This is a genomic window from Streptomyces sp. 4F14, assembly GCF_048159485.1.
Classification (GTDB): Bacteria; Actinomycetota; Actinomycetes; order Streptomycetales; family Streptomycetaceae; genus Streptomyces.
Map to the genome: position 1 here is coordinate 32,990 of NZ_JBLRVY010000017.1, position 22,180 is coordinate 55,169.

The window sequence follows — 22,180 nt, forward strand, 5'->3', positions numbered from 1 at the left end:
GGAACTCGGACGTCTTCCGGCGCGTTGGAACTTATGGGAACGCGCTTTGAAGGCGTGCCCCGCCTCAGCGGAGCGTCAGTGCAGGGCCCCGGGATGGATCTGCTCCCGCACCGACACGAACTGCTGGCGCACGGCCTGGCCCACCGCGAGATCCTCGCCCGGGTCGAGCACCTGCGCCGCCGCTCCCTGCCAGGCCGGAGGCGTCCGCGGGTCCAGCGTCCCCTGCGACACCCCCAGCGCCCACGCCGCCTGCCGAGCCGCCCCGATCGCCGCGTAGTCCGCCGGCTGCGGTACGACCACCTGGGCCCCGAACAGCGAAGGAGCCGCCGCTTGCACCGCCGGCAGCTCGGCCGCCGCGCCGAGCAGGAAGATCCGCCGCACCTCGACCCCGCGCCCGCGCAGCACGTCCAGCGCGTCCGCGAGCCCGCACAGCATCCCCTCGAACGCGGCCCGCGCCAGGTGCTCAGGCTTCATCGACTCCCGGCGCAGCCCCGTGATCGTCCCCGCCGTGTGCGGCAGATTCGGCGTCCGCTCACCCTCCAGGTACGGCAGCATCACCAGCCCGTGCGACCCCGGCGTCGACTGCGTCGCCAGCTCCGAGAGCGTCTCCAGATCCTTCACCCCGAGCAGTTCGGCGGTCCCGCGCAGGGTGCGTACGGCGTTCAGGGTCGTGACGACCGGCAGGTGCATGCCGGTCGCGTCCGCGAGCGACGTGATCATCCCCGAGCTGTCGACCAGCGCCTCCCGGTGCACCGCCATCACCGAGCCCGAGGCGCCCAGCGACACCACCGCGTCCCCGAGCCCCAGGCCCAGACCGAAGGCCGCGGCCATCGTCTCGCCGGTCCCCGCCGAGATCAACAGCCCCTCCGGCGTCGTACCCGCCGCCTCCGACGGCCCGATGACGTCCGGAAGCATCACCTGATGGCCGAGCGCCAGCTCCACCAGATCGGGGCGGTAACCGCCGGACGCCGCCGACCAGTAGCCCGTACCCGAGGCACCGCCCCGGTCCGTCGTACGGCGGGCCGGGCGGCCCAGGAGCTGCCACACCAGCCAGTCGTGCGCCTGGAGCAGGACGGCGGTGCGCGCGGCGGCCTCCGGGTCGCTCTTCGCGAGCCAGCGCAGCTTCGTCACCGGATGCGCGGACTGCGGGACCGCGCCCACCGCCTGCGCCCACGCGCCGCGCCCGCCCAGCGCGTCCACCAGGTCGGCCGCCGCGACCTGCGCGCGCTTGTCGCCGCCCGTCATCGCCGGGCGGACCGTGTTGCCCTGCGCGTCCAGGGGGATCACCGCGTTCTGCTGCGCGCTCACGCCGATCGCCTGCACGCCCTCCAGGAGACCGCCGCCCGCCGCCTCGCCCAGGGACAGCAGCCAGGACTGCGGGTCGACGTCGCTCGGCCGGCCGCCGCCCTCCGGAGCGTCCACCGGGTGCGGGGCGTAACCCTGCCTGAGCACGGCGCCCGTGTCCGTGTCACAGACGACGATGCGAGTGAAATCGGGCGCACTGTCCAGCCCGGCGACTATCCCCATGGGGCAAATTCTGCCGCAGCGCCGCGCCGGCTCAGGCCGGTGAGGTGTGCGCGAGGTGCGGGGAGTCCTCGGGCGCGGGTACGTCGTCGCTGGTCGCGCCGGTCCGCGGCGCTCAGGTGTTACTCGTGCCCCACTCGTCGTCCTCCACCGCCGCGCCTCGTTCACGCAGGGTGCGGACGCGGGTGGCGACCGAGTCGGGGAAGCGGGTGCTGACCTTCTCGAAGGTGCGGCCCGCGAACTGGCGGCCCTGCTGGGCGGCCGATTCCGCCGTGTTGCGGACCGCCGGGTTCTGCGCGAGGGCGCGGGCGGATTTCTTCAGCTGCTCGTAGCGTTCACGTCCGGCACGGGTGCCGAGGACGTAACCCACGGCGAGTCCGGCGGCGAACGTCAGCCGGTAGCGCATGACGGCGACCCTTCCCTGGTGTCGGCGGGGATACCGATTGGCGAAGCACCCCCCTGCTTGCGCTAATGTATGTGTCGCAGCGAGCGGGCGCCCTCTGGCAAGTACCCAGGTGGCCACGATCGATGCGACGAGGCATTCCCCTGTAGCTCAATTGGCAGAGCAGCCGGCTGTTAACCGGCAGGTTACTGGTTCGAGTCCAGTCGGGGGAGCTCGGTCCCCTGTAGCTCAATTGGCAGAGCAGCCGGCTGTTAACCGGCAGGTTACTGGTTCGAGTCCAGTCGGGGGAGCATGCTGAACGAGGACCCCGATGGGGTCCTTTTTCATGTCCGGTGGAACCGGACGCGTGCCCGGCGGGGTCCTCCCCGGCATGAAGGCGAGGTCAGCAGGTGTGCGAAGCCGGGCATCCGGAGCGGGAGATCGTATGACCGGCTATGCTGCGGCAGACGGCGCGCACACTTGTACGCGACACGCCGTTATGGGGCGGTAGCTCAGCCGGTTAGAGCAGCGGACTCATAATCCGTCGGCCGTGGGTTCGAGTCCCACCCGCCCCACCGTTCGCTACGCGAGCAGAACCGTTCTGACTAGGCACTTTCCCGGTCGGGGTGAGAGTCTGAGGGTCCTGGTGACCCCGTGGTGATCACGATTTCATGATCGTCTGGACAAATCCCGGACGCCGATTCCGGTCAAGTCGGGCATGGCGCTTATGGGGTATTTCGTGTCGGCGATGGGTGGGCCTCTGTCGGCTCGCCCCGCAGTGAGAAGCGGGCCCATGCGAACGTCATGACATCCGGCGCACCTCCCTCGCGTGGTCTGTTTGTGATCGATGGTCGCGCTGGATGTTGGTGATGTATCTTGGATGCATACATCGTGGATGTTGGAGGTGTCCGATGTCCGTCACACAGATTGATCTCGACGACGAGGCACTGGCCGAGGCCATGCGGCTGATGGGTGTCACGACGAAGAAGGAGACCGTCAACGCGGCCCTTCGGGACTATGTGGCGCGGTTCAAGCGGCTTGAGGCTGCGGAGAAGTTGGCCGCGCGGGGTGCGCGTGGTGAGTTTGAGCAGGCCGCGGCGGCGCGTGACGCGGAGAAGCGTGCGCGACGCGAGGCGTTCGAGTGATCACGTATCTGGTGGACACCTCGGCTCTGTGGCATCTGTTCCGTACCCCAGGTGCGCTGCGCCCCTGGGAGGGACACATCGCCGCCGGGGTGTTCCACCTCTGTGAGCCGACACGAACCGAATTCCTCTACTCGGCGACCAGCCCGGCCCACCGGGACGAGCTCGCGGAGGAGTTGGACGCGCTCTGCTTGCTCTCTCCCGTTCCGAAGAACGCCTGGCGTTGGGTCGAAACCGCCCAGTACAAACTGACCCAGAGGGGCCGGCATCGGGCGGCGGGAGCGATCGACCTGTTGGTGTGTGCGACAGCTGTACAGCATGGGCACACCGTCCTCCACGTGGACAATGACTTCGCGACGGTGGCCGGAGTCCTCAAGGAAGTTCAGCAGCGAGACGCACGAGCCTGATCTCCAGAGGCAGGAACACCTCTGTTGGCTTCTGACCTCGGTGATCGATGTCTCCGCGGTGCATCATTACGACCTATCCCCGCATGCGCGAGGCCGACAGCTTCGGCGCACCGAACGAGCCCGCCACCTACGAGGTATTCCGCGCGTACCGCTGCCCGTTGTCGGCCCCGCGCTCCCCCTTACACGTCCGGCCCCAGCGCCCCCGCGTACCCCGTCGCCGTGAGGTTGACGTGGTCCCCGGAGTCGGCTCCGGTGCTCAGGATCAGCGCGGGCGGGTCCGCTGTGCTCGCCGCGTCCGGTACCCCCACCGCCGCCTCCGTGTCGGCGTAACTCACCGTGGGCGTGTTCGCGTCGAACTGGTCCGTGACCCAGGTGTTGGTGCCGACCCGGTTCGCGTCGGCCGCCGCCGTGCAGCGGCTGTACCCGGCGCAGGGCGTGAGGGTGGTGTAGACGACCTTGACGCCCCAGCCCCTGAGTTGGGTGCGCAGCACGTCGTACGCGGCTTCGAGGTCCGTCTCGGTGGTGCCGGAGACGATGTCCTGGAGCCCTTCGTCCACGAGGACCGTGGAGAGGCCGGGCAGGTCGAGGACGTCCCGGTCGAGGCGGGTGAGGACGGCCGGGCCACCCTGCCCGATGCCGGAGCCGACGACGCCGTACGCCGTGCCGGTGAGGAGGTCCGGGAGACGCTGGGCCGTGGAGACCGCCTTGTTGGCCGTGACGAAGGGGTCGACGAGGTTGTCGCCGAGGACCGCGACGGTCGGCCGGTTTCCGTCGGTGACGACGTCGATGCCGGTGAGGACGTCCGTGAACGAGCCCCAGGCGGTCCCCGTCCCGCTGAACGCCGTGGACGCCGTGTCGGCGGTGTGGTCGCCGGAGCCGACGGTGCTGACGTACGTGGTCGTCGCCGCGGCCCAACTGTGCTGGACGAGATAGGGGACGTCGTTCGCCAGGTGCAGGCTGACCATGACGCGCTTGCCGGGTGTGGCCGCGTAGCTCACCGGGTCGCTGTAGACCTCGCCGCCGACCGGGACGGTCACCGACTTGCCGCCGCCGAAGGTGAGATCGGCCGGTGTCGCGGTGGGGGTGGCGCCGGAGGACTGGGTGGCGAGGGTGGTGTGGTCGATGGTCAGCGGGGAGCGGCCGAGCGCGTTGGAGAGCCGGACGCGGATGCTCGACCCGGCGATGCTCGGTGCGGCGGTGACGCGGAACGTCTGGTTCTTGTAGTCGGTGGTCTCGTAGTTGAACGCGCCTTCGTCCGGCGCGCTCCAGGCCCCGGTCCACTTGGCGCCGCCCGGCGCGGCCGTCGTGTCGCGGACCGCCATGCCGAAGACGTGCAGCCCCGGTACGTCGACGCGGGCCGTGTCGGTGAGCGCGGCACCGGCCTTGAGCGGGACGGCGAAGGCGTAGATGTTCGTGGAGCGGGTCTCCTGGGTGCCGTCGGCGTGGTTGCGGTGGGGGAGGGTGACCGCCGCGAGGGACGGGGCGCCGTAGACCCGGTCGGGGACGGTCAGGCGGTACGGCTGTGCGGCGGTGCCGTCGGCGTAGGTGATCTTTCCGGTCGGGCCGCCCGTCAGACAGTCCTCGTACTGGCCGTTGCCGAGCGTGCAGGCGGTGCCGCCGACGGAGGTGCCGTCGGGCACGGCGGGGCTGGTGACGTCGTCGTCGGCGCGCTGTGAGCCGACGAACCCGTACGTCGAGGATGCGAGGAACGCCAATGCCCGTCCGCTGCAGCCCAGTTGGACGGTCTGGTTCGCCGCGAGGACGTTGTCGCCACTCGTCGAGCCGAAGTCGGGGAGGGTGAACGTGGCGCCGTCCACGGTGACCTTGCCGCCCGGCTGCCAGCCGGCCGCCTTGAGGTCCTGGAGGGAGAAGGTGGCGCCGTTGCCGTCCCCGTCACCGGCCGTGCGGTGGGCGTCGTCGGTGACGGCGGTGTTGTCGAAGGCCGCCTGGAGGTTCGGGTACGTCGTGCCGGTGTGGCCGAGGGCGGTGAACTGGTACTGCTGCTGCGCCGAGACGTTCCCGGCGGCGTCGACCGCGTACACGTACAGGGTGTGGGTGCCGGGGGCGGGCGGGGTGACGGTGACGGTCGCCTTGTTGCCGGAGGCGGTGACGGTCTGGGCGGCCGGGGTGTTCGAGGTGGCGGGGCTGATGTCGAGGCGGTAGAGGAACTTGGCCGCGCTGTCGGTGCTGAGAGTGGAGCGGCCCGCCGTGCCCGCGGCCGTCGTGCCCGCTGCGTCCTCGCGGTAGAGGTTGTCGGCGCTGGTGACGGTCGGAGGGGCCGGGGCGCTCAGGTCGACCGTGAAGTGGCAGGTGGAGGAGGCGTCGCCGGTGTCCTTGCCGTCGCTCGCGGTGACGTTCCAGTTGACGACGTCCCCGCTCTTCAGCCCGCTCATGAACGTGGACGACAGCTGCTTGGGCGCGTTCGTCCCGCTCGCGACCGTCGCGCCGGCCGTCGTCGTCGCCGTCCCGCCGCCGATCCAGTACTTGTACGTCGCCGCGAGCGCGTCCTTGTCGCCGTCGCTCACCACGGAGTTGACAGTGGGCGGGGTCGTCGCGAGGGTCTTGCCGATCACCGGATACGGCGCCGTCGTGCCGCAACCCACCGAGTGCGTACCGAACTTGGCGGCGAGGCCGCTCGGCTTGGCCGGGACGTGGTTGTACTCGACGGACATCGAGGGGTTGTTGGCGAACCGCTTGAAGTAGTCGCCGTCGCCGCTGCCCTCCTGGCTGTTCACCAGGGCGAAGGTCCATCTGGACGCCTTCGCGGCGGCCGGCCTGGCGATGGTCGAGGTGACGGAGAAACCGCCGGAGGGCTCGCTGGAGCAGGCCGGGCCGAAGCTCTTGCCGCCCAAGTAGGACGACAGGGCGGGCCTGTTGGACCAGGTCGTGCCGGAGCCGATCGCGCCCGTGAGGTACAGCTTCACGTCCGAGGAGAGGCTGCAACTGGCGGAGTAGTTCTCCTTGGCGTCGACGGTCGCCGGGGTCGCCGTACTGCGTGGAGTCGAAGTTCTTCGCGGAAGGGCAGCCCTGCTGAGTCTCGATGTAGTGCTGCTTGGCGCCGGAGGCGAAGTGCGGGTTCCAGGTGGGGTCGATGTAGACGGGATAGTGGGTGGAGGCGCCGGTGAGGAGGGTCCGGTCGGGGTTGAGGGAGAGGGTGGAGCCGGTGACGTCGTCGGTGACGCGGGCGGTGCGGGCGCCGGGGGCCGGGCCGGTGACCGTGGCGGCCGTGCCCGAGTCGCCGGCCGGGGTGAGGCGCCGGGGCCTGACCGTGTTCGTGGTCGTCGAGTCCCACATCAGGGGCTGTGGCGCGCTGAACATCACCTGGCCGTTCGGCGTGGCGGCCTGGAGGTTGTCGTGGCCGTCGTCGCTGACGGTCAGCCCTGTCGCATGGGTGGCGAGCTGAAGCTTCGCCAGAGCGGGGTTCGCGGCGGCGGTCGCGGTCTTGACGACGATCAGCTCCGAGAAGCCGCCGGTCGTGTCGGCCGTGAGCCGCAGGTCGACGTCCTGGAGGACGTCCGGGTAGGTGATCGTCGGGCCCGACACCGTGGGCGTGGGGAGCGGAGTCGGCCAGGAGAAGGCGAGCCGGGTCTGTCCGGCGGTCATCGTGACGAGCGGGCCGGTGCCGCCGCCGGAGAAGGTGAGCGGCTCGGCGGAGGCGGCGGGGCTGTAGCCGTCGGTGCCGGCGCGGAGGGTGGCGTCGACCGGGACCCAGGCACCGTTCTGCCTGACCCGGGTCGGCAGCAGGCTGCCGGTCCAGGTGACCGTTCCCGACGGGTTGGCCTGCGCGGTGGAGGTCTCGGTGGTGAGCGCGTCGACGGTGACCGGGCTGCCGCTCGCGGACGCCTTCGCCTGGGCGGCGGCCAGCGCGGACTCCTGAGCTGCCGTCAGCCCCGAGTCGTCGGGTGGGATCTGGGTGCCGGCCGGGCCGTCGGGGCGGGTGGCGGTCAGCGGTGGAGCCGGGACGCCGGGCGAGGGGGCGCTGCTGTCGGCCGTGGCGGGGCCGCTGTCAGGCCCACCGCGATCAGTGGTGCGAGAAGCGCCAGGGGCACGGCTCTTCGGATGTCGGGCACTCCCCGGTCACCCTCTCCGACCCCTCCGGGCTCTGCCCCGCCGACCTGTGCGGCATCGGGTACCCCATCGGGGGTACGGGGACCGGCCCGAACAACCCCGTCAGCTACATCACCGACGGTCCTGTCGGCCCCGGCGGCCCCAACCACGCCACCCGCCACCACGGACGCTGCTCCGACGGCCACGCCTACGGGGCCAGCGGCGGGAACATCAGCGAGAAGAAACGACCCGCAGGCCGAGGCCGCTGCCGTGGCCCGCGCCAAGTCCACCGCGAACGCGGCGGCAGCGGCGGCGAAGAAGCAGGTCACCGGCCTCAAGCACCAGCTCCTCAACCTCGTCGCCGATGTCCTCGGCGTCACCGACGCCTACAACTGCTTCACCAAGGGCGACGTCATGGGCTGCTTCAACACGGCTCTCACGGCCGTCCCCTGGGGCAAAGCCTTCAAAGCCATCAAGGTCGGGGTGGAGGCATTCAAGATCTGGCGTCAGCTGGACCGGGCGTACGCGGCGGTGAAGGACGCGGAGGAGGCGGCCAGGATCGCCGAGGACGCGGCCCGCACGGAGCGGGCGATGGCCGACGCGGAACGGGCCGAGGGGGCCGGAGCCGACGCGGGGGAGGCCGCGAGCTGCGAGGTCCACAGCTTCACGCCGACGACGCCGGTCCGGTTGGCCGACGGTTCCGTCAAACCGATCAGCAAGCTCCGCCCTGGCGACAAGGTCCTGGCGACGGACCCCCAGACGGGCGTGACCTCACCCGAACCGGTCCAGAAGCTCATCGTCACCCGCACGGACCGTGACTTCACGATCCTGACCCTGTCCGTGACACCGGCCCGAGGCTCCCAACCCTCCGGCCACCCCTCGGACAAGCCCCCGACCCTGACGACCACCTGGCACCACCCCTTCTGGGACGCCGGCCGCCGGCGGTGGACCGACGCCCATGATCTGACCCGCGGCGCGAAGCTCCGCCAGCCCGACGGCTCGGTCGTTGTGGTGACGGGGGTGCGGAACGTCCATCGGGGCGGGGTCACTTATGACCTGACCGTTGGGAAGCTGCATACGTACTATGTGGTGGCGGGCAAGACGCCGGTTCTCGTTCACAATTGCGGTGGCGCTGAGGACGCAACTGAGATCGTTTCGAAGAAGGCGGACGAGTATCACGAAAGTCAGGGATCTCGGATGAGAGCCTTGTTGAGGCGCGTACTATTTACGGAAAGAACAATGAAAATCTGCGCGGCCCCAACGGTGAGCCGTATGAACAGCTGGACGCCATCAACGACAATGGCGAAATGGTGACTATTGATCACCGTGCGAATGGCCACTACTTCGCCGACAATAACACTTTCGCGAGGCCTCGTTATCACGGCCCAAGCGGAGAGCACTTCTTCTGCGGTGATCGAATATGGTAAATATCCCTCATGTCGAAGATGTCGGGAGCTTTTGGCGGCCGCCTCACCGATCAACTGCGGACGATGGGGACACTGCAGTTTCTGGGCTATGGCTCCCCGTGGAATCTGAAGATAGTCGAAGGCTTCTCGGGGAGATCGCGGAGGCTCTGTGAAATCACGCATGGCTGCTCATGGGTACCTGGTACGGGAAGCGAGGCGATGCGCTTCCGTCGGGATTTAAATCCCGGTACCCCGGGCTCCTTGCTCAGGAGGTTGCCCGAAATGAATCCGATGGCTCGCGCGGACTTGTGGCACTGTCGGAATGGTGCGTTGCGGACCCGTCTTCGGAGTACCTGCAGTGGGTTGCAAATAGCTGAGATGTCTGGACGCGGCTGTGTTCCCCTCGTTCCGCTCGACTTGCACCCTGAGGGCGGGTTTGCGTTTCTCGGGAGTAATCAGCAGCTAGCCGGCATTTCGCTGAAGAGTTCACGCAAGGCGCTTGAGCGGGGAGGCGGGCTAGCCCTCTGACCTCGGTGGTTCGGGCCGAGGTGCTGGTCGCGCGAACTCGCCAGATGTCGGCAGACGTGCGTACAAGCGCAAACGTGAAGCTCCGTCAGGCGTGCCGTGGTGGGGCTTCGGCGCTCCAGCAACGACGGGAAGAAGCTGCCGGTGCGGACCTTGGGGGTCGCCAGGTCCAGGTCCCCGGCCTGCGTGGTGAGCAGCTTCTCCCGGTGCCCGTCGCGCCAGGTCGTGCGGGTCTCGGCGTGCTCGCCGGGCTCCGCACCGATGTGGGCGGTGGCTTCGGCTTCGATGAGTTCTTGCGGGATCCGCTGGGCCAGGACCCTGACCAACTCGATTCCGTCCGCCGTACGCAGTGACTCCATCGGGCGGATTAAGTCATGCTGGGACAAGGCCATCGCGTCACCTCTCAACGAGCGTCACTACTCGCAGAGTTGCGCGATGGCCGTCCCATGACCAGGAAGTACGCGTAGATCGCCGCTACACCACCCCGTGGGACACCATCCTGACCGCGACACTCTGATCCAGGTCAGCCAGGCTGTCACCGCCCTCCAGGAAGAAGGCCCCGCACTGGGTCGGCCGCTGGTGGACACGATCAAGGGTTCGGCACTGCCCAACCTCAAGGAGCTCCGCCCTGGTCCGGCTGGTACCGGGCCGCGGTGCCCCGGGCGGAGCAGGCGTACGAAGAGCATCTGAAGCGAATTGGTGGAGAGGACGGGGAACGATGACTGATCACCTCAGGGACCCGCAGGCCGTCTCCTGGTACGACCTGGCCGAGGACTTCTCCCACGCAGGTTCAGGTCGCCGTGGCCATGGGCGTCACCCAGGCCCGTGTCTCGCGTATCGAGAAGGGGCAGTTGGAGCGCAGCGAGGTCGACACCCTGGCCGCCTGCGTCAAGGCGCTCGGCGGCAAGCTGAAGACCGTCGCCGACTTCGGCGATGAGACCTACGTCCTTGGCTGGGTGAACTGCCGCGGTGTCGGATGACGCTTTGGCACGTGGGTGGGTTCGGTTGGAGCATGCCGCGCGAAAGTCGGTGGTTGATGTTCGTCCGCTGTACCACTTGTCCTGGACAGGCTTCGGTGTTTCTCGTGCTCAGCGCGTCGGCACGGCGCCTGTCGTCCCGCGGGGTGCGAAGGGACTTGTCGGCAACCCGGAGCCGGGACCGGAGCGGCAGGTTCGCCGTCCACCAGGTCATCGGTCACTGACCGGTGTAAACAGGTCTAGACGATCGGCGAGCGGTTCGCGGACGGCGGCGCGGGGCGGTGAGACTCTGGCCGACGACAGTGTCGTGCCGGGCCAGGACCGCCTTGTCGGGGTCACGCCGATGCGGGCATCCAACGGCTGGCCGAGGGCATCGAGATCGCTCGGAGCGGCCGGTCGGCAGGGAAGCCGGGGCCTACTCCAGTTCCGCCGCGTGTCTCTTGAGGTCTTCGGCGAACGTGTCCCAGTCGGGTCCGAACGACAGGAGGTCCGCCGCCGCTTCTCGTAGCAGTTGCGGGTCGTCGGGGCGTTGCAGGCAGGCCAAGCGGTAGGCGAGATTCCGAGCCCAGGGCGGCAGGGCCGTCCAGTCCTCGTCGAGGATCTCCCCGAGCATGGCGAGGATCTCGTCGGCCGTCGCGAAGGTGAGCTTCTCGACGAACTCACGGGCAGCTTCGTTGACCTGCTGATGGTCCACGCCGTCGATCGCCTGGCTGAGACTCCTGGCCGCAGGGGTCGGATCGGGCATCTCTCGTTTCTCCTGACGGATTTCTTCCGGCGCCCCGAGGTGCCTGTGGACGATACGGGTGCTCAGACCCTAGTCGACGCCGGCGCCGGGGGCCGGGCGCTACGGGTTGAGCCAGTACGTGGACAGTTGGTAGGCGCCGTCGGGTCGTTGGATGACCCGGTAGCCGACATCGTGCCCGTCGATCCGCACCGACCTGTCGAGCGGGCCGGTGAATTCGGGGGTTCTGGCACGGGGGACGACTCCGCCGTCCCTCATGTACGCATACACGTCGGAGACGATCGCCTGTTCGATCTGGTCGGGTTTGAGGTTGGTGGTGCGTAGATCGTTCGTGGTTCCGTCCGGGCCGGTGTGGGCCCGGTCGTAGCCGTGGCCGGTGTTGAAGTGCCACTGGTCGTCGCCCACGGTGGCGGAGCGTTTGAGGTCCTGGCCCTCGCCTTTGGAGGTGTACTCGCCGATGGTCGGGCCGTCGCCGTTCGGGTACGGCGACAGGCCGAAGGGGTCGCAGACGGTGTGGGGGTTGGTCACGTAGGCGACCGGGTTCGGCGCTGGAGAGAGTCCCAGCGGGTCCGGAGACGTGTACCGGCCGGTTTCCGGGTCGTAGTGACGGAAGAGGTTGTAGTGGAGGCCGGTTTCCGGGTCGTAGTACTGGCCGGGGAAGCGCAGCGGGGTGTAGGCCGTGCTGGAGCGGGACCAGGCGGTGGTTCCCCAGAGGGTGGTGCGGGTGCGCCAGGCGATATGCCCGGACTCGTCGATCAGTTCCGTGGGGGTGCCGATCAGGTCGGTGGCCACGGCGAAGAAGCGCCGGTCGATCTCCTCCTGACGGGCGTCCGGGGTGAGGATGCGTTCGGTCTGCGCGAGAGGCACAAGGCCCCGGTGTTCCCAGGTGAGCGCCACCGGACGGGGCAAGTCGTCGGAAACGCTGGTCTGTTCGCAGAGAATCAGACCGTCCCAGGTGAACCGGATCTCCTCCGCCACGGCGTTGCCGTCCGCCGTCAGGCGTTGCTTGGTGGTACGTCGGCCCAGAGGGTCGTAGCGGTATCGCCAGCGGGTGCCGTCGGGGGTGATCACGGAGGTGAGACGGTCCTCGGCGTCCCATGTGTACCTCCAGGTGTCCGGTTTGCGGGAGAGCCGGATCTTCTGGCGCAGAGTGACGCGGCCGAGGGCGTCGTGCTCGAAGCGGATGTCACCCGCACGCGTGACGGTGGTGCCTGTGTAGGTGCGAGGGCCGGTGGCTTCGTGGCCGGGGTGTGCGTCGGGCCAGGCGGCTGCGGTCTGGTTGCCGCTCGCGTCGTAGGCGTACCGTTCGCTCCAGCCGGGTGCGTGGACGGCGGTGACCCGGCCGACCGGGTCGAGCTCGAAGGTGCGCTTCCCCGACAACCGGTCGGACGTCGCGGTGAGACGGCCGTCGGCGCGGTAGGCGTAAGTGCGCTCGTTGAGGGTGTGGGAACCGGCGGTGAGGTGCTGGGCGGACAGCCGGCCGGCCTCGTCCCAGGCGGAGGTCTGGGTGACGATGTCACCGAAGACGCGTTCCGCTTCGCGTCCGGCAGGGTCGTGCGTGAAGGTGATGTCGTGGCCCCCGGTGCTCACTCGGGTGGGGCGGCCCGCGGCATCGTAGGCGTAGCTCGTGACCAGTCCGGTGGGAGTGGTGCGACGAATCCGGCGGCCGACGGCGTCGTACGCGTGGTCGAGGGCGCGGCCGTCGACGAGTTCGGTCTTGAGCCGACCGCACCGGTCGTAGCTGCGCACCAGTTCGCTGTCAGGACTCGACGCCTGGATCAGGCGTCCGGCGCGATCGTAGGCGTGGACGGTGACTCGGTCCGCGGCCTCCTTGCGGATCAAACGGCCGAGTTCGTCGTAGGCGTACGCGGTCACGCCGCCGAGGTGATCGGTCCGGGTGGCGAGCTGTCCCGCCGCGTCGAGGCCGTAGGTGACGAGGCGGCCGTCGAAGTCGGTCTCGGAGACGGTGTTGCCTGCCGCGTCGTACTCGTAGGTCCAGGTCAGGCCTTGTGGGTCAGTGATGCGGGTGAGCCGCAGGCCGGCGTCGTGCTCGAATTCGTACCGTGCGCCGTCGGGCCGGATGCGGGCGGCGAGCAGGTCGAAGTGGGTGTACTCGAAGCGGGACACTCCGCCCGCCGCGTCGGTGTGGGTGAGGCAGTTGCCCTCGCCGTCGTAGGTCCATGACTCGGTGGCGCCGTCGGGTCCGGTGCGCCGGGCGAGCTGACCGTCCGCGTGCCACTCCAGGTGGGTGACGCCGCCTGCCGGATCGGTGACACGGACCGGTCTGCCGAGGGCGTCGCGTGTCAGGCGGGTGGTGCCGCCTGCCGGGTCGGTCACGTCCACCGGGCGGCCGGAGTCGTCGCAGCGTACGAGGGTGGTGGCACCCAGAGCGTCGGTGACGGAGGTGAGGAGACCGGACTCGTCGTATGCGTAGTGGGTGGTGCGGCCCGCCGGATCGGTGGCGGCCGTGCGGTTGCCGTGTGCGTCGAACTCCTGGAGCCACCGGGCGCCGTCCGGGTCATGACGCTCCACCGGCAGGCCGAACGGGCCGCGTACGACCCGGAGTTCGGTGCCGTCGGGGCGGGTGACGCCGGTGAGGCGGCCGTCCTCGTCGTGGGTGAAGGCGGTGGTGCGGCCCAGGGGGTCGGTGCGGGTGAGGAGGTTGCCGTGTGGGTCGTGGGTGTAGCGGGTGGTGTGGCCGAGAGGGTCGGTGGTGGCCAGGAGGTGGCAGCCGGGGCCGAAGACGTGGCGGGTCGTGTGTCCGTCGGGGGTGGTGAGGGTGGTGGTGCGGTGGCCTGTCGCGGGGTCGGGGTCGGTGTAGGCCAGGGTGATCCGGACGTGGCCGGCCTCGCCGCCCTCCGCGACGACGCGGTCGTGGTCGTCGTAGAGGTAGTCGTAGCGGCTCGCGTTGGAGTCGGTCCAGGCGATGACGCGGCGGCGGTCGTCGTAGGCGAACGTGGTGGTGGCGCCGGAGGGCTTGGTGACGGTGGTGAGGTCGCCGTCCTGGTAGCCGTAGCTCATCAGGGGTAGATCCGCGCCGTCCTCGCCCGCTCCGGCCAGGGACAGGGCGGTGATCAGGCCGTCGGTGCCGGACAGCTCCAGGCGTTGGCCCGCCGAGTGGACGAGGGCCAGCGGCAGGCCGTCCTCGGCGCGCTCGACGGTGACGGTGTGGTCGTTGCGTTCTTTGATGACGGACAGCCAGGCGGTGCCGTCGCCTCCCGGTTCGCTGCCGGGCGGGGCGGTGAAAAGGAAGGTCAGGCCGCTGTCGGGGTCGGTGAGCGTGTAGTCGCCGTCGGGGTCACGGGCCAGCAGCGTGCGGGCCCTGCCTGTTTCCGGTGTGATGGGGGCGCCGGGTACCGGGTGCGGGTAGGGGACGAGGAGTCCGTCGGCGGTGATGTGGACGACGCCGATGGCGTCGATCTCCAGGCGCTCGTCGGCGGTGGAGGTCCAGGAGGGGCCGAGGAAGCGGCCGACCGTGCAGCCGGACTCGGTGCGGCGGGTGAAGAGCAGCGGCAGGATGCCGGGGATCTCGACGTCGGTCTGGGGCAGGTACATCCGGCCCGTGGCCAGGTCCACCGGGTCGGTGCCGTCGGCGTGGCGCTCGACGTCGGGACGGCTGTGGGTGCCTTCCGGAGTCTCGTCGAGGAGGCGGCGGGCCTTCGCGAGGTCGGACGCCTCCTCGGCGACGCGCAGGCCCTTGACCGCGGCGCCGCCTCCGCCGGTGGCGATCGTGAGCGCGACGTCGGGCAGCAGGCGGCCGAACCCTTCCGTGGGGTCCTTCATGAAGTTGTCGATCATCTGCTTGCCGGTGCCCACGGGGTCGTTGGCGGCGACCAGCAGCCCTGCGGCCAGGCTGTTGAGGGACGTGCCGTACTCGGCCGGGTGGGTCAGGTTGTACGGGTCCATGGGGTTGACCGAGCGGGCGAAGTTCAGGATGCCGGCCGTGCCCTTGATCAGGCCGCCGGCTACGTGGTCGCCCATGATCTGCCACTCGTCGAGCCCGTCGGTCACCTGCTCGGCGTACGACGGCTTCTGCGGGGCCATGTCGCGGGCGGCGCGGATCGCCGTGCGCGCGGTCTCCGCCGCCGCGTTCCGCTGTCTGCGGGCCTCGGCGAGGATGTCCTGCGCGTCCTGCATCAGCTTCTTGCCGGGGTCGTCGAACGTCGCCGCGGGCCTGGCGGGGAGCGAGGACGGGTCGCGCTTGTCGGCGGGCTGGGCGTTGTAGCGGTCGACGGCGCTGTTGTAGTCGTCGACCTTCTTGCGGTGCGCGTCGGCCGCGTCCTCGGAGGCCCGGGTGCCTTCCTTCCACTTGTCGATCGCGGTCTGCGCCTGCCCCTGCGCCCAGGTGACGGTGGCGGCGAACGCGTCGATCGCGCCGAGGGCCTTCGCGCAGGCGTCGGCGGCGGCGTACCACTTGGGCGGCTGGGTGCTCACCGCGGTGCGCAGCGCGTCGGCGGCCTCGCCCTTGAGGCGGGAGGAGTCGAGTCCCTTGAGCCCGTCGCCGGTGGTGTCGAACGCCGTCTGGAAAGCCCGGAGTTTCGCGGCGGTGGCGTCGAGTCTGCCCGGACTGCCGTAGATCAGCTTCGTCTTGTCCTCGGTCTGCCCGAGATCCAGCTCGTCGACCTCGGCGCCCATCCGGTTCGCCACCGAGCGGGACTGCTCGCGCACCCAGTCCGCGCCCGATTCCCAGCCGACGTCATGCAGCCGGTCGGCGGTCCAGTTGCCCGCGTCCTCGACCCGGTTGCCGACCCACTCGACCCCGCCCTCGATCGCGTCCTCGACCGAGTCGGGCGTCAGGTCACTGATGAAGTCGCCGATACCCACGGTCAGTTGCCCCCGGACTCACCCTGCTGGGCGCGCTCTTGCGGGGACGGCCCGAAAGTGTCGTCCAGCGCCTGGTTCCACCGGTCGTCGGAAATACCCAGCGTGTCCTTGAGCACCTCCGACCGCTCGCCGCCCTGGCCCTCGGTGAGGAGGGTCCGGCCGGTGTCCTGCCACGTCTGCTTGATGTCCTGGCCGGCCTTGTCGAACGACTCGCCGCTCCAGTCGGGGTTCAGGTAGTCCGGGGTGAACACGTCGCCCCAGTTCTGCCGGGCGATCTCCTCCTCGGTGGCGTGCGGATTGCCGCCCATCAGGGCGTTGACGCCCACCTTCAACGAACCCGCCACGTACTGGTCGTTCTCCCACTGGGTGCCCGCCGCCAGGCCCAGGCGGTCCGCGAGCGCGCTGGCATCGCTCACCAGGGCCCGTACCCCCCACTCCCAGCGCTCGCAGAAGTCCTCGAAGTCGGCCGAGAGGCCGTGGTGTCCGGCCTCCATCCCCGTCATGGCCAGCTCCGAGAAGCCCTTGCCCAGCACCGAACCGGTGGGGCCGCCCAGATCACCGAGTGCGTCGATCGTCGCGCCCACGCCCTGCGTGAACTTCGCGACTGACGCCTTGCCGAATTGCAGGTCGGTCCCGTCACCGCCCATGGCCGCGCTCCTCCCGTGCCTTGCCGGAGTCGAGGGCGGAGCCGTCCGGGACGATGCCGGTCACCGGGGGGAAGAACATCGACCCGTCCTCGGTGGCGATGTCCACGGCGAGGCCGGCGGGTTCGTCCAGGGACGGCACGATCTCGTCGACGATGCGTGCGCCCAGCAGCGCCGCGTAGTCCATGGGCTGATCGCCGGGGCCATGGTGGAGAGCGAACCGGGCCAGTGCGGACTCGTCGGTGAACCCGCAGATCCATCGCACACCGCCCGATCGAGCCGACCAGAGGCCGCCGCCGGTCGTCGGCACGAGGAGGACCGAGCGCCGCATCTCGCCGACCAGGGCACGGGGGTCACCTACGCCCCTTCTCCGCTCGGCGATCTGCTCGGCGAGCGCTGTCCTTGCCTGCTCCATGGCCCGTTCCCCCCGTCGGCGACTTACGACACGGTAGATCAGGACGCTTGGCTGGATGAGGGTGGTTCTCGTGAAGATTTCCGAGGCGGACCGGCCTCGGAGTACGGAAGCCTCCGGCCGGTACCCGATGCTCGCGGGCAGGGCATGCCGGTAATGCTTGGCGTGACGTCGTCTCATGGTGAAGGTTCCTGAGTGTGGTCACGCAGCGTCACGGAGTGGGGGTGGTGCCATGCCTCGCCGGCAGGGCGCGAGGTTTGGAGCCGGTGTCGGGAGAACGGCTGTTCTCATGTCCGCGTGCGGTAGGCATCGGCGGGTGGTTCATGTTCACCCGAGCGGGGTGTGGTGGTGTGGCGGACGCTGCACCATTCTCGATCGAGCAGGACGGAGTGGGGCTCAGCAGGATCCAATCGGGGGTCTAAATCGGGCGCTTCGGTAAAGCCGCAGGTGAGAGGCGTCACCCGAATATGTTCGAGTCCCACCCGCCCCACCATTACTACGCGCGCAGAAACCTTGCGATCTGCGGGGACGTGATTTTTCGAAGGTGTGTGGCGTGCAGCAGGCGGCGCTCCCACGGCTGATGGCCGACTCGTCGTCGGCCGAAGCCTGGGTCCCGGTGGTCGCCCTGACTGCCACCCGCCGCGGTTGAGCGTCTGTGCGGCACCCCTGGCATCGGCTTGCCCGTCCGCTCAGCCGAGTTGGGTGAGGGTCGGGGCGCCGCCGGGCGCCGCCGCGTCGGCCGGGGGCAGGGCTGTGGCGTAGAGGCGGACGTCGCTGAGGAGGCCGTTCGCGTATTCGCCGTAGGTGCCCTGGTAGAGGCGGCGGCCGAACTGGAGGGGGCCGGCGGCGTTCCAGGGTGTGCCGGTGTAGGGCTTGGTGGCGGAGAGGTGGCCGTTGACGTAGAGGAGGAGTTGGCCGGCGTCGGCGTTGTGGACACCGACGAGGTGGGTCCACTTGCCGGCCACCGCCTTGGCGCCGTAGGCGGCGGTGAAGGCCGGGCCGGTGGTGTCGTCGTCGTGGCGGCCGAAGGCCCAGACACCGGCTCCGGAGGAGTAGTACAGCTGGAAGCCGTTGGCTGCGCCGACGGACGGGGCGTCGGACTGGGACACGAAGGTCGAGTTGGCACCCGAGAGGGAGTTCAGCTTGACCCAGGCCGAGACGGTGAAGCTGCCGCTGGTGTCGACGCCGGGGCCGGTCGTGGCGGCGTAGGCGGTGCTGCCGTTCAGGTTCAGGGCGGGGCCGCGGTCGGCGTCCGTGGTCCAGGAGGCGCCGCCGGTCAGGGTGGCGGGTGCGCCTCCGGTCGGGTCGGATGCGGTGGTGCCGGTGGCGTCGGTCAGGTTCCAGCGGTGGGTCGCCGTGTCCGTCACCGTGCCCAGGGAGACCGGGTCCGTGAAGGTGGCGGTCGTGCCCGACGGGGCGGCCCCCGGGTACTCGGTCAGCTGGCCGGCGGCGTCCGTGGCGTACAGGTCGGGCTTGCCGTCGGGGCCGCCGGTGGTGCTGTTGACGTCGCCGGGGGAGGCGACCGTCGGGTAGTCGTGCCCCCGCAGGACCACGGACAGGGCCGTGGCGGGGTGTGCGTTCCAGCCCGTGGTGGCGCTGCTCGTCCAGTTCTGGGCGGCGGAGTTGTTGCAGGTGTAGAGGCGGACCTGGGTGCCGTTCGTGGTGCTGGCGCCCGGGTTGTCCAGGCACTTGCCGGACTGGGGGTTGACCAGGCTGCCGGAGGTGCCGGTGGTCCACTTCTGGGAGCCGCTGCCGTTGCACGTGTAGAGCTGGAGCAGGGTGCCGTTGTCCGTGCCGCCGCCGGTGGCGTCGAGGCACTTGCCGAGGACGCGCAGGGAGCCGTCGTCGTGCGGGACCCACTGCTGGGCGGCGCTGCTGTTGCACGGATAGATCTGGATCTTGGTGTGGTCGGCGGTGTGGGAGCCCGCGTCGTCCAGGCAGAGCGTGCCGCCGGAGGCGGTTTTCACGGCGGAGGTCAGTGCGGTGCGGACCGGGGCGTGCAGCAGTTTGGGCAGGGTGGTGGAGGCGTCGATGTCGATGGGGAAGGTGTAGACGGTGCCGGATGTGTCGTCGCGGGCCCACAGGGTGGGGGTGCCGCCGGTGACCTTGCCGTTGCCGTTGTCGTCCACGGTGAACGTGCCGCCGACGCGGCCGGGGGCGATCAGGGTCAGGCCGGACCAGTCGCCGTCGCCCAGCAGCCGTGGATGGCCCAGGTGGTTGACGCCGTAGGTCTGGTAGAGCCAGAGCTTGTTGTTCTCCACCGTGACGACGGCAGGGTGGTCGGCGTTGCCGTACACGTCTCCGTCGACGACCAGTTGGGAGATGTTCCAGGGCTTGGACGGGTCGTAGCCCGCGTTCGCGCAGCGGTCGGCGGGTACGGCGTCGGTGGCCTCGCAGTCGTCCTTGGTGACGACGTCGTAGCGGCGGCCGACGAAGCCGGGGTAGGTGGACCAGGGTGTGCGCGGGAAGGCGCCGTCGTCCTTGGGGTCGAGGTCGTTCTTGACCACGTACAGCTGCTGGGTCTTGCGGTTGTAGGCGAGCAGGTCGTCGTGGGTGTCGCCGTGCAGGTTGCCGCGGTGGGCGATCAGGTAGTCGTTCCAGGTGCCGGTGGGGGCGCCGGTGGCCGTCGAGACGATGACCGGGCCTTTGACGGCGGGCGGTGTGCCGTCGACCGGGCCGTCCTGCGCGGGTGCGGGCGCCTGTGCGGGGTCGCTGTTGCCGGGGATCAGTTCCAGGTCACCGGTGCTGGTGGTGGCGAGCAGGTCGGGGCTGCCGTCGCCGGTGATGTCGCCGGGGGTGATTTTCGTCCGGGGGTTCCAGGGGGCGGTGAAGGTGTAACTCGCCGGGTTCTGGGAGAGGTTGCCGGCCCGGTCGACCGCGCCGACGTACAGGGTGTGTACGCCCCAGTCGGTGACCGGGATGGTGACCGTGCCGGAGGCGGTGGTGCCGCTGGTGGACGCCACCTTGGCGGTGTGGCCGGTGGTGGCGGTGGGCTGGCTGTCGAGCTGCCACAGGAAGTGGTCGATGCCGCTGGCCTTGCAGCCGGCCGGGTCGCAGGTGTCGGCCGGGGTGTTGTCGGCGGCGGAGACGGCGAAGTCGGCGGTGACGCCGCTGCCCGCGTAGGTGTCGCCGGCGCCGCTGCCGACCGGCGGGAAGTGCGGGTTGTCGGCGACCGTCGGGGTCTGCGGCGGGGTGAAGTCGGTGTCGAACCAGCAGTGGTCGCTGACCGCCGACTTCAGCTTGATGGAGGAGTTGTCCTGGGCGTAGACGTCCCAGGCGTACTCGTGGCCGTCCTTGAGGGTGAATCCGATCGGTGCGTCGGCGTCCTGGCCGGAGGCGACCATGCCGCTGTCGGGTGTGCCCTTGTCCACGGGGTTTCCGGCGGAGTCCAGGTCGGTGCGGTCCCAGACGTGGTAGTGCGCCTCGGCGTGCTCACCGGAGATGTGGGTCGTGACGGTGGAGTGCAGCTGGATGTTGCTGCCCGCGTCGCTGTAGGTCGTCGCGCCGATCCAGCCGGTCGCCGTGCTGCCGGTGACGCAGTCGCCGTCGGCGCCGAGCGGCTTGGGCGTGGTGCGCGGCCTGGTGGGGACGTCCGGCGGGATGTCGAAGTTCGTGGTGAGCGTGAGGACCTGGGACATGCGCAGGTAGTCGAGGTTGGAGCTGGTCCTGGACTCGTTGCCGAACAGGCCGATGGTCCAGGTGCCCTTGTTGCCCTTGGCGATCTTCTGGATCTGGTCGTCGACGCGGAAGGAGGCGGTGCTGTTGGAGCAGTTGCTGTTGCCGTTGGCTCCGCTGGGGACGGTGGTCTTCACGGCCGGGTAGCCGTTGTCGTCGAGAGTGTCGGGCTGGTGGTTCCAGTCGGTGTTCTCGTTGATGGCGCCGGTGGTGTGCAGGGTGACCGGCTGGTCGTGGGAGCAGTCGACGCTGGCCGCGTAGGTGGTGCTGACCTTGACCTCGGCCTTGATGACGGTCATGGACGGGTCCAGGCCGGCCGTGCCGACCGCGTAGTACGACCGCTCCAGGCCGGCCCCGCAGGCACCGCCCCACTGCTGGTAGCCGACGCCCTCGCCATTGGTCTGCGGCTTGTTGTACTGGGGTGCGTCGGAGCAGGCCGAGCTGGAGTACACCTCGTCGAAGGCGCCGGACTTGCTGGTCACCGGGTTCTCGAACGGGTCGATGTAGACGGGGTAGCGCGTGCCGGGGTCGTCGAGCACCGAGGCGTCGGGGGCGAGCGTGATGCCGGTCGTGGTGGTGGTCATCGGTACCTGGCCGACCTGGGCGCCGGGGCCGGGACCGGCCACGGAGGAGGCGGCGGGGGCGTCCGCGACGGCCGTCCGGACGAACGAGGCCGGCCTCACCGACGTCGTCGTGCTGGAGTCCCACATCAAGGGCGGCGGGCTGGTGTACGACACCGAGCCGTCCGGCGCCTTCGCTGTCATGCCGCCCGCCGAAGTGGCCGCGAGATCAAGGCCGTTGGTGTCCGTCGCCACCGCCAGCCTGCGGACCCGGGGGTCGGCCGCGGCTTGGGCGTCATGCACGACCAGCACATCGCTGAAGCCGCCCTGGTCCGTCACCGTCACCGACAGATCGACCCCGGGCAGCACTGACGGGTACAGCGCCGTATCCCCGCTGACCTGCGGCGCGGGCAGCGCGAACGGCATGGTCAGGCTCATGCTGTGCCCGGCCGGGTCGGTGAGCGTGGCCAGCGGGCCGCTGCCGCCACCGGACAGGCGTACTCCGCTGGGCGTGGCCCTGGGGGAGTACGTACCGTCGGCGCCCGTCACGAGCGTTCCGTCGACCGGCACCCACGTGCCGCCCTGCCGCACCCGCGCCGGCAGCACGGACGAGGTCGTGGTGAAGGAACCGTCCGGCTCGGCGGTCACCGTGTCGGTCTCACTCGTCAGCGCGTCGACCGGTACGGACGTACCGTCGGTGACCGCCTTCGCCTGGGCGGCGAGCAACGGGTCCGAGGTGTCGGCGGGTTCATCGGCGGCGACCGCACTGGCCGGCACGGCGAGCGCGGTCAGCAGCAGCGCGGCGAGAGCGGAGAACACCGCCGGTCTGCGGGCGGATGACGGCAGCACGGGACAACTCCTTCGCACGACGGACAGGGCAGACATGAGATCTGCGACCATCGGCGCCCGTGAT

Annotated in this window: 15 protein-coding genes, 3 tRNA genes and 1 pseudogene; 10 read left to right on the top strand and 9 right to left on the bottom strand. The window is 69.9% G+C overall.

All coding sequences use genetic code 11. From position 1 onward, the window contains the following. Positions 1 to 75: 75 nt before the first annotated feature. Positions 76 to 1,527: a xylulokinase gene (locus ACLZOT_RS27540; RefSeq protein ID WP_416971778.1), complete on the bottom strand. Its 1,452-nt coding sequence runs from the start codon at positions 1,525 to 1,527 to the stop codon at positions 76 to 78. Between the two features lie 112 nt (positions 1,528 to 1,639). Beyond that, positions 1,640 to 1,930, bottom strand: a complete 291-nt coding sequence (locus ACLZOT_RS27545; protein WP_416971779.1) for a YtxH domain-containing protein — start codon at positions 1,928 to 1,930, stop codon at positions 1,640 to 1,642. A gap of 136 nt (positions 1,931 to 2,066) precedes the next feature. Between ACLZOT_RS27545 and ACLZOT_RS27550 the strand changes: the two genes are divergently transcribed. The 5 genes from ACLZOT_RS27550 (at position 2,067) to ACLZOT_RS27570 (ending at position 3,455) form a co-directional block, all read left to right on the top strand. Next, positions 2,067 to 2,139: transfer RNA gene (locus tag ACLZOT_RS27550), tRNA-Asn, on the top strand. A gap of 5 nt (positions 2,140 to 2,144) precedes the next feature. Further along, positions 2,145 to 2,217: transfer RNA gene (locus ACLZOT_RS27555), tRNA-Asn, on the top strand. Between the two features lie 190 nt (positions 2,218 to 2,407). Next, positions 2,408 to 2,481 (top strand) — tRNA-Ile (locus ACLZOT_RS27560). A 336-nt stretch (positions 2,482 to 2,817) separates the two neighbouring features. Further along, positions 2,818 to 3,051, top strand: a complete 234-nt coding sequence (locus ACLZOT_RS27565) for a type II toxin-antitoxin system VapB family antitoxin (RefSeq protein WP_416971780.1) — start codon at positions 2,818 to 2,820, stop codon at positions 3,049 to 3,051. Then, the gene (locus ACLZOT_RS27570; RefSeq protein WP_416971781.1) at positions 3,048 to 3,455 is read left to right on the top strand and encodes a PIN domain nuclease; all 408 of its coding nucleotides are present in this window, start codon (positions 3,048 to 3,050) and stop codon (positions 3,453 to 3,455) included. The genes ACLZOT_RS27565 and ACLZOT_RS27570 overlap by 4 nt, the downstream gene beginning before the upstream one ends. A 179-nt stretch (positions 3,456 to 3,634) precedes the next feature. Here ACLZOT_RS27570 and ACLZOT_RS27575 read toward each other — a convergent pair whose 3' ends face one another. Further along, positions 3,635 to 6,379, bottom strand: a complete 2,745-nt coding sequence (locus ACLZOT_RS27575) for a hypothetical protein (RefSeq protein ID WP_416971782.1) — start codon at positions 6,377 to 6,379, stop codon at positions 3,635 to 3,637. A gap of 197 nt (positions 6,380 to 6,576) precedes the next feature. Between ACLZOT_RS27575 and ACLZOT_RS27580 the strand changes: the two genes are divergently transcribed. The 4 genes from ACLZOT_RS27580 (at position 6,577) to ACLZOT_RS27595 (ending at position 8,816) form a co-directional block, all read left to right on the top strand. Then, a complete protein-coding gene (locus ACLZOT_RS27580; protein ID WP_416971783.1) occupies positions 6,577 to 6,858 on the top strand; it encodes a hypothetical protein in 282 nt (93 codons plus the stop codon). 120 nt (positions 6,859 to 6,978) lie between these two features. Beyond that, positions 6,979 to 7,125 carry a hypothetical protein gene (locus ACLZOT_RS27585; protein WP_416971784.1) on the top strand — a complete coding sequence of 49 codons (147 nt, stop codon included), beginning with the start codon at positions 6,979 to 6,981 and terminating at the stop codon, positions 7,123 to 7,125. 21 nt (positions 7,126 to 7,146) lie between these two features. Then, the gene (locus tag ACLZOT_RS27590; RefSeq protein ID WP_416971785.1) at positions 7,147 to 7,332 is read left to right on the top strand and encodes a hypothetical protein; all 186 of its coding nucleotides are present in this window, start codon (positions 7,147 to 7,149) and stop codon (positions 7,330 to 7,332) included. A 440-nt stretch (positions 7,333 to 7,772) separates the two neighbouring features. Beyond that, the gene (locus tag ACLZOT_RS27595; RefSeq protein ID WP_416971786.1) at positions 7,773 to 8,816 is read left to right on the top strand and encodes a polymorphic toxin-type HINT domain-containing protein; all 1,044 of its coding nucleotides are present in this window, start codon (positions 7,773 to 7,775) and stop codon (positions 8,814 to 8,816) included. Between the two features lie 676 nt (positions 8,817 to 9,492). Here the strand turns inward: ACLZOT_RS27595 and ACLZOT_RS27600 are convergent. Further along, positions 9,493 to 9,825: pseudogene (locus ACLZOT_RS27600) on the bottom strand (transposase); the annotation flags it as partial. A 414-nt stretch (positions 9,826 to 10,239) separates the two neighbouring features. Here ACLZOT_RS27600 and ACLZOT_RS27605 point away from each other — a divergent pair. Beyond that, entirely contained in the window at positions 10,240 to 10,413 is a 174-nt protein-coding gene (locus ACLZOT_RS27605; protein ID WP_416971787.1) for a hypothetical protein, read from the top strand. A gap of 412 nt (positions 10,414 to 10,825) precedes the next feature. Here ACLZOT_RS27605 and ACLZOT_RS27610 read toward each other — a convergent pair whose 3' ends face one another. The 5 genes from ACLZOT_RS27610 to ACLZOT_RS27630 all read right to left on the bottom strand — a co-directional run bounded on the left by ACLZOT_RS27610 (position 10,826) and on the right by ACLZOT_RS27630 (position 22,116). Beyond that, complete coding sequence (locus ACLZOT_RS27610; protein ID WP_416971788.1) at positions 10,826 to 11,155, bottom strand: hypothetical protein; 330 nt, start codon at positions 11,153 to 11,155, stop codon at positions 10,826 to 10,828. Positions 11,156 to 11,254: 99 nt separating this feature from the next. After that, positions 11,255 to 15,976: a putative T7SS-secreted protein gene (locus ACLZOT_RS27615; RefSeq protein WP_416971789.1), complete on the bottom strand. Its 4,722-nt coding sequence runs from the start codon at positions 15,974 to 15,976 to the stop codon at positions 11,255 to 11,257. Between the two features lie 2 nt (positions 15,977 to 15,978). Next, positions 15,979 to 16,623 (bottom strand): hypothetical protein, encoded by a 645-nt coding sequence (locus tag ACLZOT_RS27620; RefSeq protein WP_416971790.1) that lies wholly within the window; start codon positions 16,621 to 16,623, stop codon positions 15,979 to 15,981. Beyond that, the gene (locus tag ACLZOT_RS27625) at positions 16,613 to 17,035 is read right to left on the bottom strand and encodes a hypothetical protein (RefSeq protein WP_416971791.1); all 423 of its coding nucleotides are present in this window, start codon (positions 17,033 to 17,035) and stop codon (positions 16,613 to 16,615) included. Before ACLZOT_RS27625 ends, ACLZOT_RS27620 begins: the two co-directional genes overlap by 11 nt. A 686-nt stretch (positions 17,036 to 17,721) precedes the next feature. Continuing rightward, a complete protein-coding gene (locus tag ACLZOT_RS27630; RefSeq protein ID WP_416971792.1) occupies positions 17,722 to 22,116 on the bottom strand; it encodes a LamG-like jellyroll fold domain-containing protein in 4,395 nt (1,464 codons plus the stop codon). Between the last annotated feature and the right edge of the window lie 64 nt (positions 22,117 to 22,180).

What these genes read in the sequence shown, in the direction of transcription:
- ACLZOT_RS27540 (WP_416971778.1), bottom strand. Translation starts at nt 1,527, where the DNA reads ATGGGGATAGTCGCCGGGCTGGACAGTGCGCCCGATTTCACTCGCATC.
- ACLZOT_RS27545 (WP_416971779.1), bottom strand. Translation starts at nt 1,930, where the DNA reads ATGCGCTACCGGCTGACGTTCGCCGCCGGACTCGCCGTGGGTTACGTC.
- ACLZOT_RS27565 (WP_416971780.1), top strand. Translation starts at nt 2,818, where the DNA reads ATGTCCGTCACACAGATTGATCTCGACGACGAGGCACTGGCCGAGGCC.
- ACLZOT_RS27605 (WP_416971787.1), top strand. Translation starts at nt 10,240, where the DNA reads ATGGGCGTCACCCAGGCCCGTGTCTCGCGTATCGAGAAGGGGCAGTTG.
- ACLZOT_RS27610 (WP_416971788.1), bottom strand. Translation starts at nt 11,155, where the DNA reads ATGCCCGATCCGACCCCTGCGGCCAGGAGTCTCAGCCAGGCGATCGAC.
- ACLZOT_RS27620 (WP_416971790.1), bottom strand. Translation starts at nt 16,623, where the DNA reads ATGGGCGGTGACGGGACCGACCTGCAATTCGGCAAGGCGTCAGTCGCG.
- ACLZOT_RS27625 (WP_416971791.1), bottom strand. Translation starts at nt 17,035, where the DNA reads ATGGAGCAGGCAAGGACAGCGCTCGCCGAGCAGATCGCCGAGCGGAGA.